Annotated in this window: 11 protein-coding genes; 5 read left to right on the plus strand and 6 right to left on the minus strand. The window is 74.9% G+C overall.

The window, feature by feature from the left end:
- Positions 1-277: 277 nt before the first annotated feature.
- The gene (locus ABD296_RS47255) at positions 278-1,513 is read right to left on the minus strand and encodes an AI-2E family transporter (protein ID WP_344284313.1); all 1,236 of its coding nucleotides are present in this window, start codon (positions 1,511-1,513) and stop codon (positions 278-280) included.
- A 215-nt stretch (positions 1,514-1,728) separates the two neighbouring features.
- On the opposite strand from ABD296_RS47255, the gene ABD296_RS47260 reads away from it, so the two are divergent.
- Positions 1,729-2,556, plus strand: coding sequence for an alpha/beta fold hydrolase (locus ABD296_RS47260; RefSeq protein WP_344284315.1), 828 nt, complete (start codon positions 1,729-1,731; stop codon positions 2,554-2,556).
- Between the two features lie 74 nt (positions 2,557-2,630).
- Here the strand turns inward: ABD296_RS47260 and ABD296_RS47265 are convergent, their stop codons facing one another.
- Entirely contained in the window at positions 2,631-2,987 is a 357-nt protein-coding gene (locus ABD296_RS47265; RefSeq protein WP_344284318.1) for a YybH family protein, read from the minus strand.
- Positions 2,988-3,158: 171 nt separating this feature from the next.
- On the opposite strand from ABD296_RS47265, the gene ABD296_RS47270 reads away from it, so the two are divergent.
- Positions 3,159-3,602 (plus strand): acyl-CoA thioesterase, encoded by a 444-nt coding sequence (locus ABD296_RS47270; protein ID WP_344284321.1) that lies wholly within the window; start codon positions 3,159-3,161, stop codon positions 3,600-3,602.
- 172 nt (positions 3,603-3,774) lie between these two features.
- On the opposite strand, the gene ABD296_RS47275 is transcribed toward ABD296_RS47270, so the two are convergent.
- The 3 genes from ABD296_RS47275 to ABD296_RS47285 all read right to left on the minus strand — a co-directional run bounded on the left by ABD296_RS47275 (position 3,775) and on the right by ABD296_RS47285 (position 6,944).
- Entirely contained in the window at positions 3,775-4,746 is a 972-nt protein-coding gene (locus ABD296_RS47275; protein WP_344284324.1) for an ARPP-1 family domain-containing protein, read from the minus strand.
- A 76-nt stretch (positions 4,747-4,822) separates the two neighbouring features.
- Positions 4,823-6,178 carry a hypothetical protein gene (locus ABD296_RS47280; protein ID WP_344284326.1) on the minus strand — a complete coding sequence of 452 codons (1,356 nt, stop codon included), beginning with the start codon at positions 6,176-6,178 and terminating at the stop codon, positions 4,823-4,825.
- Between the two features lie 88 nt (positions 6,179-6,266).
- Positions 6,267-6,944 (minus strand): TetR/AcrR family transcriptional regulator, encoded by a 678-nt coding sequence (locus tag ABD296_RS47285; RefSeq protein ID WP_344284329.1) that lies wholly within the window; start codon positions 6,942-6,944, stop codon positions 6,267-6,269.
- Between the two features lie 101 nt (positions 6,945-7,045).
- Here ABD296_RS47285 and ABD296_RS47290 point away from each other — a divergent pair, with 101 nt between their 5' ends.
- Complete coding sequence (locus ABD296_RS47290) at positions 7,046-7,993, plus strand: ATP-binding cassette domain-containing protein (protein WP_344284332.1); 948 nt, start codon at positions 7,046-7,048, stop codon at positions 7,991-7,993.
- A 37-nt stretch (positions 7,994-8,030) separates the two neighbouring features.
- Positions 8,031-8,837, plus strand: coding sequence for an ABC transporter permease (locus ABD296_RS47295; RefSeq protein WP_344284335.1), 807 nt, complete (start codon positions 8,031-8,033; stop codon positions 8,835-8,837).
- 51 nt (positions 8,838-8,888) lie between these two features.
- On the opposite strand, the gene ABD296_RS47300 is transcribed toward ABD296_RS47295, so the two are convergent.
- Positions 8,889-9,893: an EamA family transporter gene (locus ABD296_RS47300; protein ID WP_344284337.1), complete on the minus strand. Its 1,005-nt coding sequence runs from the start codon at positions 9,891-9,893 to the stop codon at positions 8,889-8,891.
- A gap of 170 nt (positions 9,894-10,063) precedes the next feature.
- Between ABD296_RS47300 and ABD296_RS47305 the strand changes: the two genes are divergently transcribed.
- The coding region (locus ABD296_RS47305) for a hypothetical protein (protein WP_344284340.1) at positions 10,064-11,572 on the plus strand (1,509 nt) is incomplete at its 3' end.

An 11,572-nucleotide genomic window follows, 5' to 3' on the forward strand; every position in this document is an offset into this window, starting at 1 on the left:
GCGGCTGCGGCGAGCGCCGCGGCCGCCAGGCCCGCGACGGCGGCCCGGGCGCGGCCGGTCCCCGGCGGGCGGGCCGGATGCTCGCGGTGCCGATGCTCGCGGTGCGGATGGTTGCGGGACAGGTGCGTGCGGGGCAGGTGCATGACGGCTCCCTCCGCCCCCGAGCTGCCAGGTTGATCAAGGTTCTGCGGGCACGCTAACCCGGCGGGGCGGGCGCGTCCACGGCAATGGTCGACGATGTGGTCCGGGTCCGTCCTGGTGGGGGTAAAGCCCGCGGTCACTTGCGGCGTCGGCTGCGGCGAAGCGACCACCGGCGTGCGCGCTCGGGCGGCGCCGTCCGGGTGAGGGGGTGCTCCTCGACGTCGTAGCGGCGGACGTAGGCGCCGGCGAACGCCTGCACGCTCGCCCCGAACGGCAGCGCGACCAGCGCGCCGACCGGTCCGGCGATCGCCACGCCGGCCAGGACGAGCCCGAACGCGACCGCCGGGTGCATGTCGAGGGTCCGGGCGGTGATGCGGGGCTGCAGCAGGTAGTTCTCCACCTGCTGGTAGGCGACGATGAACAGCAGGACCCACAGCGCGGTCGCCGGCGACCGGGTCAGCGCGATCAGCACCGGCACCGCGCCCGCCAGGTAGGTGCCGACGGCGGGGATGAACTGCGACACCACCCCGACCCACAGCGCCAGCGTCGCCGCGTACGGCACTCCGAGCCCGGCCAGCGCGACGTAGTGCGCGACCCCGGAGATCAGTGCCAGCAGCGCGCGGGAGTAGATGTAGCCGCCGGTCTTGCCGATCGCGATCTCCCAGGCCCGCAGCACCTCCCGCTGCCGGCGCGGCGGCAGCAGCGAGCACACCGTGCGGCGCAGCTGCGGGCCCTGCGCCGACAGGTAGAAGGTGAACAGCAGCACCCCGAGCCCTTTGAAGACCACGCCGAAGGCGGTGGCGCCGATCCCCCACACGTTCTGCGCCAGGGACGACAGGTGCCGCGACAGCGTGCCGGTCACGGTGGGGAGCCGCTGGAACAGGGTGTCGCGCGACAGGTGGGTGCCGAAGGTGGCGTTGGCCCAGTCGATGACCTGCCGGACGTAGCCGGGGAACCCGTTGATCAGGTGGGTGGTCTGGGTGGCCAGCAGCGACCCGATCCCGCCGAGGAACCCGGCGAGCAGCACCCCGATGACCACGAACATCAGCCCGGTGCCGGCGCCGCGCCGCCACCCGCGCGCCGCCAGCCAGTTCACCGCGGGCTCGATCGCGAACGCCAGGAACAGCGAGACCAGCACGACCAGCAGCAGGTCCCGCAGCCGCTGCAGCAGCCACAGCAGCGCCATGAACGCCAGGACGACGGCGCCGGCGAGCACGAACGCGCGGGGCAGCCATGCCGGCATCCGCCGCGGGCCGGGCCGTCCGGCGGCGGGCGCCGTCCCCGGCTCGGGCGGCTCGGGGGGTGCGGGGGGTGCGTCGGGCGGGACGTCGGCGGGCGCGTATGCGGGCCTGGCGCCGGGCGTCTGCGGCATGCCCGCACGTTAACCGCGCCCGCGTCCGCCGCCCGCGGGCACGCGCCCGCCTTTGCCGAGACTTCAGCCCGGGCCGGGCGGCGCGGGCGGTAAAGAAAGGTCGACCGCGGCTTGCCCTCCCCGGCCCCCGGGGTGCGGATTCCGGCGGGCCGTCGCGGGAAGGTCGCCCGGATCGCACCGATACGTGAACCGCTACGTCAAGGAGGGTCGCAGGCATGGGGTACGTCACGACGCGCGACGGCAACGAGATCTTCTACAAGGACTGGGACTCGGGCGCGCCGGTGGTGTTCATCCACGGCTGGCCGCTGAACGCCGACGCGTGGGAGGACCAGCTGAAGGCGGTGGCCGACGCCGGGTACCGCGGCATCGCCCACGACCGGCGCGGGCACGGCCGCTCGTCGCAGCCGTGGGACGGCTATGACTTCGACACCTTCGCCGACGATCTGGCCGACCTGCTCGGCACGCTGGACCTGCGGGGCGTCACGCTGGTGGCGCATTCGATGGGCGGCGGCGAGCTGGCCCGCTACATCGGCCGGCACGGCACCGGTCGGGTCGCCAAGGCCGTCCTGCTGTCGGCGATCCCGCCGCTGATGCTGCGCACCGACGCCAATCCCGAGGGGGTCCCGGCGCAGGTGTTCGAGGACATCAAGGCCGGGATCCTGCGGGAGCGCTCGCAGTACTGGAAGGACGCCTCCGAGGCGTTCTTCGGCGCGAACCGCCCGGGCGACAAGGCGACGCAGGGCAACCGGGACGCGTTCTGGCTCATGGCGATGCACGAGACCGTCAAGGCCGGCGTGGACTGCACGACGGCGTTCGCCGAGACCGACTTCACCGACGACCTGAAGAAGTTCGACGTGCCGACCCTGATCGTGCACGGCGACGACGACCAGATCGTCCCGATCGACGCGACGGGCCGCAAGTCGGCGCGGATCATCCCGGACGCGACGCTGAAGGTCTACGAGGGCGGCTCGCACGGCATCGCGATGGTGCCGGGCGACAAGGAGCGCTTCAACCGGGACCTGCTGGAGTTCCTCGCGAGCTGACCGGCCGCCCTTCCCCGGGCACGCCGCGTCCCCCGGACCCGTGCCGGTGTCGGCGGGGCCGGGGGCGCGGCGGGTCAGGTGCCCGGGGTGACGAACTCGGGCTGGTCGAGGACGCGGAGCCAGCTGCCGTCGGGCTGGCGGCGGACGACCTGGGCGCGGGCGCCTGCGCCGTCCCGGGGCGGGGTGGAGGTGAGGGCAATGTCGCCGCTGACCAGGGTGGGCAGCGGCTCCTCGGGTTCGAAGTGCGGGCGTCCGGCGAGCACCTTCTCCCACAGCGCGCGGATGGCGTCGCGTCCGGCGGTCAGGGAGCCGGGCGGGTAGGCCATCACGGCGTCCTCCTCGTACAGCGCGGCGACCCCTGCGGCGTCGCCGGCGTTGGAGCGCTCGACGAACAGGCGGGTGATGTCCTCGGGCCGCATGGCCTTCTCCATGGTGTCCTCCCTGGTGGCTGGTGTGTCACCTCCCATGCTCGGCGTCCGGCGCCCAGAAGTCCAACAGATGGTTCTTCTGCAACTCAGAAGCAATACTTATAGTGTCCGATGCGGGATCATCCGGGCGGCGCCGTCGCCCGCCGCGCGCCGGGTGCGGCAGTATGTGGCCGTATGGGGCAGATCTTCGCGCATCGGTTGCGGGTGCGGTACAGCGAGTGCGACCAGCAGGGCGTGGTGTTCAACGGCCACTACCTGTTCTTCTACGACGTGGCGTTGACGGAGCTGTGGCGCGCGGTGGTGTGCGGGCCGGAGGAGATGCCGGCGGCCGGGTACGACCTGGTGGTGGCGGAGGCGCGGATCCGGTACCGGGAGGGCGCGCGGTTCGACGACCTGGTGGACGTGGAGATGCCGGTGGCGCGTCTCGGCACGACGAGCATGGTGGTGCGGCCGCGGTTCCTGGTGGAGGGGCGGCTGATGGCCGACGGGGAGGTGCGGCACGTGTTCATCGACCCGGGCTCCAAGGCCAAGCGGGAGATGCCCGGGTCGGTACGGGCGGCGCTCGCGCCGTACCTGGAGGAGACGGGACAGGCGGCCGGCACCGTGTCAGGCTCATGATCGCCTGGCGACGTTACGAGCGTCGTGCGAGATCCGAACATGGAATCCGGGGTTTCGCCTGACGGGTCCGGCTCAGTTCCCGTGGGTCCGATTCAACTGGGTCGGGGCGGTCCGGGGCAACCCCTTTTCCGGGGCGGCCCCGGACGCGTTGCCCGGCGGGGGCGAAGGCGGTTCAGCGGGCGAACAGGGAGGCGTAGACGGTGCGGCCGCCGTCGGTGACGACCTGGCCGGCCAGGTGCGGGGCGGTGAGGGTGGACAGCCGCAGGTCCAGGTAGCGCTCCTCCTCCTGGATCTCGACGGGTCCGCCGGGGGCGCCGGCGGGCCATCCGGCGATCTCGGCGATGCGGGCGGCGCGGTCGCGGTCCAGGGCGCCGCGCAGCTCGGCCAGGCCGGCCGCCTCGAAGGGGGCGGCGGGGGCGTGCGGGCCGGGCGGTGCGGGTTCGGCGCGCCAGGCGGCGACGCCGTAGGCGAAGCAGACCAGCGCGGTCCACATCTCGGCGAAGTAGCGGGGGTCGGGGCAGATCTCCAGGCCGGCGAAGCGGCCGGCGACGAAGAACAGCGCGCCGACCTGGCCGGGCTGGGGTTCCAGGCGGCTCTGGAACTGGGTGAGGACGGGCCGCTTGCGCGACAGGATCTGCTCCAGGTGGCCGCGGCGGGGCAGCCCGCAGCGATGGTTGAGGTCGGCGATGTCGTCCCACAGCTTGGCGTAGCCGTGCACGCCGCGCAGTTGCAGGGCGCGGGCGCGCAGTTCGACGGGCAGCACGAAGAACCACTGGTCGCGTCCGGTGAGGTAGCCGCCCTGGGTCTGCTGGACGCAGCAGGCGTCCTCGAACAGCAGGCACTGCCCGGGCGCGAGGAACGCCGACCGGCACAGCGCGTGGTTCTGCGCGGCGTCCTGGACGTAGCCGAGGTGCAGCGGGACGATCGCGACGCCGGTGTCGGCGCCGTTGCGCAGTTCGAGGCGGCCGTAGCCGGTGACGCGCGACAGCTTCAGGCCGGTGCGGGGCGGGACGAAGCCGGGGCGGGCGGGCCCGGAGATCGGCACCATGGTGAGCGCGCCGGCCCGCTGCGGGGTGCCGAGGCGGTGCCCGGCGAGGCTGAGCGGGCCGGGGACCAGGGTGTCGAGCGCCGTGGTGTCGGTCATGCGGTGCTCTTTCTGTCGTGCCGGATGGACCGGCCCTGCCCGGGTCGGGGGTGGTCTTGCGGGGGCCGGGGGCGGGTCAGGCGGCGAGGGCGGTGGTGAGGTCGGTGGCCTGCCGGTCCAGGGCGTCCAGGCGGGAGCTCAGGGCGGTGTGCAGCCAGGGGCGGCCGGCGGGGCAGTGCGCGAACATCCAGGGCAGCAGGGCGGCGAAGTCGTCCTGGTGCCAGAATCGACGCTGCGGCAGGGACGGGTCGGGGCGGCGCAGCGTCAGGTCGTCGGCGCCGGTGAACAGGGCGTGGCAGAACACCACGGGGGTGGTGACGGCGGCGCGCGGGAGGGTCGCGGTGACGCGGGCGAGGTCGCCGGGGAACAGGTTCTCGTAGCCGTCGGAGACGACGGCGACCAGGTCGGGGCCGGTGCCGAGGGCGTCCAGGACGCCGGTGGCCAGGTCGGTGGCGCCGCGGGGGGCGCGTTCGTCGCCGCCGACCTCGATGACCTCGAGCCGGTCGCACACCTGCGACAGCAGCATCCGCAGCGCGGCGGCCTGCGACAGCACGGCCCATTCGCGTTCGCCGTGGCCGCGCATGGACGCCGAGGCGTCCAGGACGAGCGCGACGGTGCCGGTGAAGCGGGGGAAGGCGCGGGCGGCGTCGTCGAGGTAGCGGCCGAGCGCGGCGTACAGGTCCTCGGCGGGGCCGCCCCGGTACAGGTGGACGAGGGTGGCGGCGATGTCGCCGCGGTTGGTGGCGGTGACGGTCGCGGGCCGTTCGGGGGCGGCGTCGAGGGCGAGGGCGGGCTCGTCGGGCAGCGCCCGCGCGGCGGCGGCACCGGCCCCGGGCGCGCCGCCGGTTGCGGGTGCGGCGTAGAGGGCCTCGACCCGGCCGGGGGCGGCGGCGGGGACGGCGAGGAAGCGCAGCAGGCGGCGCCGCAGGTAGTCCGAGCCGGTGTCGCCGCCGGCGATGCGGCGGGCGCAGCCGCGGGCGGCGGTCTTGCCGAGCGCGTGCTCGAAGCAGTCGAGCAGGGCGGGGCGGCGCGCGGCGATGAGGGTGTCGGCGTCGGGGTGCTCGAGCACGAACCGCAGGACGGCGCGGGTGGTGTGCTTGTGGTTGGCGCGCAGCCGGCGCAGGGCGAGCAGTGAGGTGATGACGTGCGCGGGCGGCAGTGCCAGCGTCAGGACGCGGGCCAGGCGCGCGAGGGTGTCGCGGGTGGGGGCGTCGAGGCCGGCCTGGGTGGCGGCGAGGGTCTGCAGCAGGACGCGGGTCCGCTGCCAGGGCAGCGCGCCCGGGACGAGGGCCAGCAGCGCGTAGTGCTCGGGCCCGGCGGCGTGGGCGGCGCGGTGCAGGTCCGCGTCGTCCCAGCGCAGGGTGCCGCCCCTCGGCAGGGTGAGCGGGGTGTCGTGGGTCTGCAGGTGGGCCAGGAACGTGGGGGTGTCCATGATTGTTCGCCTCCGCAATCATGGAGTCTAGGAACGCCGCGGAGCGTGTCGACACCCATTTTCCGGCGGCGGCCGCCGGCAGGGCGTGCTACCGGTCGTCCGCGGGTTTGGGCGCGTAGTCGCCGATGCCGTGTTCCAGCAGGTCGAAGACGCGGGCGGCGGAGGCGTAGACGTCCTCGCGCATCTCCTGGAGGGTCTCGCCGGCGCTCTTGCGGGCGGCGATCTCCTCGATGAGGACGCCCTGGGCGGCGTAGATCATCGAGGCGACCGCGCGGGGGGCGATGTCGTCGGGGCCGGCGCCGGTCTCCTCGGCGAGCAGGCCGGCGAGGACGTCCTTCATCTGCTGGCCGAGTTCGCGGGAGCGGGCGGTGAGGGCGGGGCTGTCGCCGACGGTCTTCATCCAGACCTCCGAGCCTTCGTGGAAGGCGGTGCGGTAGTCGCCCTCGTCCAGGCCTTCGAAGAAGCGGCGGCGGAACACCGCGACGACGCCCTCGCCGGGGCGGCGGTCGCGGAACGCGCGCCCGGCGGTCTCGATCATCTCGTCCTGCCGGTCGAAGAACAGGTCCTCCTTGGTCCTGAAGTAGTTGAAGACGGTGTTGACCGACACGTCGGCGACGCGGGCGACGTCGGCGACGGTGACGTTGTCGAAGCCGCGCGTCATGAACAGCCCGGTGGCGATGTCGGCGATGCGGCGGCGGGTCTCGCGCTTCTTGCGCTCGCGCAGGCCCAGTTCGGGTTCGGGGCGCCGGTCGATCTCCTCTCCCATGCTCGGAATCCTACCTTCACTGGTGTCACTGAAAACTTGGTGCGACTGCAAATTTGTGGTTACTTTATCGGCGAGTCGTTCACCCCCTACCGGAGGTCATCGTGATCGAGGCACGCGGGCTCGCCCGCACCTTCACCGGCAAGCACGGGACGGTCGAGGCCGTGCGCGGCGTGGACCTGTCGGTGGCGCCCGGCGAGATCGTCGGGTTCCTCGGGCCCAACGGCGCCGGGAAGACCACCACGCTGCGGATGCTGACGACGCTGCTGGCGCCGACCGCCGGCACCGCCACGGTCGCCGGGCACGACCTGCGCGCCGACCCGGGCGGGGTGCGGCGCCGCATCGGGTACGTCGCGCAGGGCGGCGGCACCGACCCGTCGGTCCCCGCCGGCGAGGAGCTGGACCTGCAGGCCCGCCTGTACGGGGTGGACGGCCGCGCGGAGCGGATCGCCGAGCTGTGCGCGCGGCTGGAGCTGGAGGGCCTGGGGCCGCGGCCGTGCGGGACGCTGTCGGGCGGGCAGCGCCGCCGGCTGGACATCGCGCTGGGCCTGGTGCACCGCCCGCCGCTGCTGTTCCTGGACGAGCCGACGACCGGCCTGGACCCGCAGAGCCGCGGGAACCTGTGGGAGCACGTCCGCTCGATGCGCGCCGAGGACGGCACGACGGTGTTCCTGACCACCCATTACCTGGACGAGGCGGACGCACTGTGCGACCGGCTGCTGATCATCGACCGGGGGCGGATCGTCGCCGCGGGCACCGCCGCCGAGCTGAAGCGCCGCGTCGCCGGGGACGTGGTCACGCTCGAGCTGGCCGACCCCTCGGGCGCCGCGCCGGCGCGCGAGGCGCTGTCGCGGCATTCGGCCGTGCGGGAGGCGGTGGTCAGCGGCGGCGGCGTGCGGCTGACCGTCGAGGACGGTGAGAGGCAGCTGATGAGCCTGGTGCGGGCGCTGGACGCCGCGGGGGTGGAGCTGGCGTCGCTGAACCTGGCCCGCCCGAGCCTCGACGACGTGTTCCTCACCGTCACCGGCCGTTCCCTGCGCGACGCCGCCTGAGACGGCCGCGCTCGTCCCGAGAGAGAAGGAGTACGCGATGTCCATGGCGATGTCGTTGCCGGAGTCGTTGGCGGGGTCGTTGGCGCGGACCGCCTCCGACACCCGGCTGGTGTTCGGCCGGTATCTGCGGCAGACGCTGCGCAGCAAGGTCGCGGTGGTGTTCGGCGCGATGCAGCCGCTGCTGTACCTGGTGCTGTTCGGGCCGCTGCTGTCGAGGCTGGTGGACGTGCGCGGCTTCGGCGCCGGCAACGCCTGGCAGGTGTTCGTGCCGGGCGTGCTGATCCAGCTGGCGCTGTTCGGCGCCGGGTTCGTCGGGTTCGGGCTGATCGCCGAGCTGCGGTCGGGGGTGGTGGAGCGGCTGCGGGTGACGCCGGTGAGCCGCACGGCGCTGCTGCTCGGCCGGGTGCTGCGCGACACCGTCATCGTGGCGTTCCAGGCGGTGATGCTGGTGGCGATCGGGCTGGCGCTGGGGCTGCGCGCACCGGCGGGCGGTATCGCCGTCGGGCTGCTGTTCGTGGTGTCGCTGGCGGTCGCCGTCGCGTCGCTGTCGTACGTGCTGGCGATGCGGACGCGCGGCGAGGACGCGTTCGCGCCGCTGCTGTCGGCGGTGACGCTGCCTCTGATGCTGCTGTCGGGGATCCTGCTGCCGATGAGCCTGGCGCCGGGGTGGCTGGACGTGGTGTCGCGCTGCACGCCGTTCCGGTACGTCGTGGACGCGGCGCGCGCGGCGTTCCTCGGCGACTACGCGACGGCGGCGGTCGCCGAGGGCGCGCTGGTCGCGGTGGTGCTGCTGGTGGTGTCGGTGTGGCTGGGCGCCCGCCGGTTCCGCGCCGAGAACGCCTGACCGCCGCGTCCCGCCGCAGGCGCCGGCGCGGGCGACTGGTGCGGGGGCCGGTCAGTTGCGGGCGTCGGCGGCGCGGGACGCGGGCGCGGTGTCCGCCGCGCCCGGGGCTTTAGGGGCCTCCGGGGCGGTGGCGGCGCGCTGGGCGATGTAGGCGCCGGCCAGGACGATGGCGCCGCCGGTCATCTGCACGGCGGTGAGGCGTTCGCCGAGCGCCGCCCAGGCGATGAGGGTGGCCGCGACCGCCTCGGTGTAGCAGATGGCGCCGCCGACCTGCGCCGACAGGCGGTGCAGCCCGGCGATCCCGGTCAGGTAGGCCAGCACGGTGCTGACCAGCGCGATCCAGGCGACCAGCGTCCAGCCGGGGGCGGTGCGCCCGCCGACGGGGACGGCGGCGGCGAGCACGTCCCAGGGCAGCGCCCACGGCGCGGCGGGCAGGGCGAGCGCGGCGGCGGCGACCGCGCTGCCGGCGGTGGTGATGACCAGCGGGTCGACGCGTCCGGCGAGGCGGTCGACCAGCAGGAAGTAGGACGCCTGGCAGGCGGCGGCGCCGAGCCCGGCGGCCAGTCCGAGCGGGTCGAGGCTCAGGCCCGTCCACACCTGGACGACCAGCGCGAGCCCCGCCATCGCGACCACGACGCCGGCGGCGGCGGTGCGGTGCACGGGGGCGCGGCGCACCAGCCGCAGCCAGGCCAGCACCATGACCGGGCCGGTGAACTCCAGCAGGATCGCCACGCCGACGGGCAGCCGGGACGCGGCCAGGTAGTAGCACGCCTGGCATCCGGCGACGCCGGTCAGCCCGTACAGCGCCAGCCGCCCGAGATGGGGCCGCAGTTGCGCGCGCAGGGGGCGCGCGCCCGGGCGGGCCCGCACCGCGGCCACGATCGGGACCAGCGCCGCCGCCGACACCGCGATGCGCAGCCACACCGCCTGCAGCGGCTCCAGCCCGCCTTCGATGAGCGCCTTGCCGAACGGGCCGGACGCCCCGAAGCACACCGAGGAGAACACCGCCAGCGCGACGCCCTGCGCGCGGGTGCGCGCGGCCGCGTCGACGCCCATCGCCCCTCCCCTCTCGCTCGATCAGGAGCATGGTGCCATAACGGTCATTACATGGCGAGGGCGGGAACGGTCCGGCCGGACGCGACCGGCCACGCGTCGGACAACGCGCCGACCAATGCACCGAACAGGGCATGCCGGGCACTCCGCCGGGGAGGACTACTATTCGCCGGGTGAGCTGGCAGGGGGCCGGGGCGGGACCCGGCGGGACGGGAGGCGGCCCGGGCGCGGACCTGTTCGCGGCGGTCGAGGGCAACGTGCGTGAGCTGGTCGCCTCGCCGTGGTGGCGGACGGCGCAGCCGCAGGAGCGCGCCGGGCAGATCGCCGCGCGGATGCTGTGGGGCGCCGGAGAATGGTGGCTGTTCGGCGCCTGGGGACGCTGGTACCGGTGCGGGCTGGACGGCGCGTGGCATCCCTGCCCTCCCCCGCCCGACTTCGAGGACCGCCGCGTCGCGGTCCCGGCGCCGCGCGGCGCGGGGACCCCGCCGGTCCCGCCGCAGCTGTACCCGACCGGCCCGGACCTGTCGGCGGGGCGGGTCGCGCCGCTGGGGTTCCTCGGGCCCGTCCCCGACACCGCGGTCGTCGCGCGGATCTCCCAGGCCATCACCACCGCGCTGGCGGTGAACCCGCAGCAGTTCGCCCAGCGCGACCCGATGTTCCAGCCCGGCACGCCCAGCACCATCGCCGCCGCGTGGGGGGCGCTGCTGTGGTGCGCGGGCTCGCCGGTGGTGCTGACCGAGCATCCGCTGATCGAGTCGTTCATCCCGTTCCTGACCACCTCGGCCGAGCGGCTGCACTGGATGATGCCGCCCGACTTCGCCACCCTGGCCGGCTACTACGTCCACCGGCTCGGCGCCGGCGACGGCGGCGGCGCCGCGCACATCGCGCGGGTGATGTACGAGGTCGCGGCGGGCCTGCAGGCCGACCCGCGGTTCCGTCCCGGCGCCGACGCGCTCGCCGCGGTGACGGCGGCGTCGCTGCGGACGGTCAACCAGGACATGGCGACCGTCCGGTACGGGCCGGAGGCGATCGTGCAGGAGTGGCGGCGCCGCTGCCCCGCCGAGTTCGCCACCCCGATGGTCCGCGACACCGCGCCCGGGGAGTACCTGCGGCTCGCCCTGTACGACCTGGAGCAGATCGTGCACGGGCTGACGGGGCCGCGCCCGGCGGCGGGCGGCCGCAGCCACGACGAGGTCCGCCGCGCGGGAATCGCGCTGCTGGCCGCCGACCTGCACGGCGCGCCGGCCGCGCTGCCGGCGCTGCAGCGGTGGCTGGACCCCGACAGCGCCCGCACGCTGCAGGCGGTGCTGGGCGACCCGGCCCATCCGCTGCGGGCGCTGTGGCCGCGCGACGGCCGGCTGCCGGACGCGCTGCGCCGCGACGACGCCGACGCCCTGGCGGCGCTGCTGGCCACGACCTACACGATCGGGCTGACCTGGTGCCGGCTGGCGCAGGTGCCGCCGCCGGCGGCGGGGTTCGCGGTGCCGCAGGCGGTCGCGGCGGAGCTGACGTCCCCGGCGATGCACTCCCCGCCGTCGACCGACGAGCTGTCGGCGTGGGACATCATCAAGGCCGCCCGCGCGCACATGGCGGCCGAGCGCGCCTCCTCGGGCGCGGACGTCGACCGTCCGGTCGCGCCGGTGCCCGAGCCGGCGCAGGAGGCGCCGGGCCCGCCGCCGGCC

The sequence above is a fragment of the Actinomadura napierensis genome, assembly GCF_039529375.1.
GTDB lineage: Bacteria > Actinomycetota > Actinomycetes > Streptosporangiales > Streptosporangiaceae > Spirillospora > Spirillospora napierensis.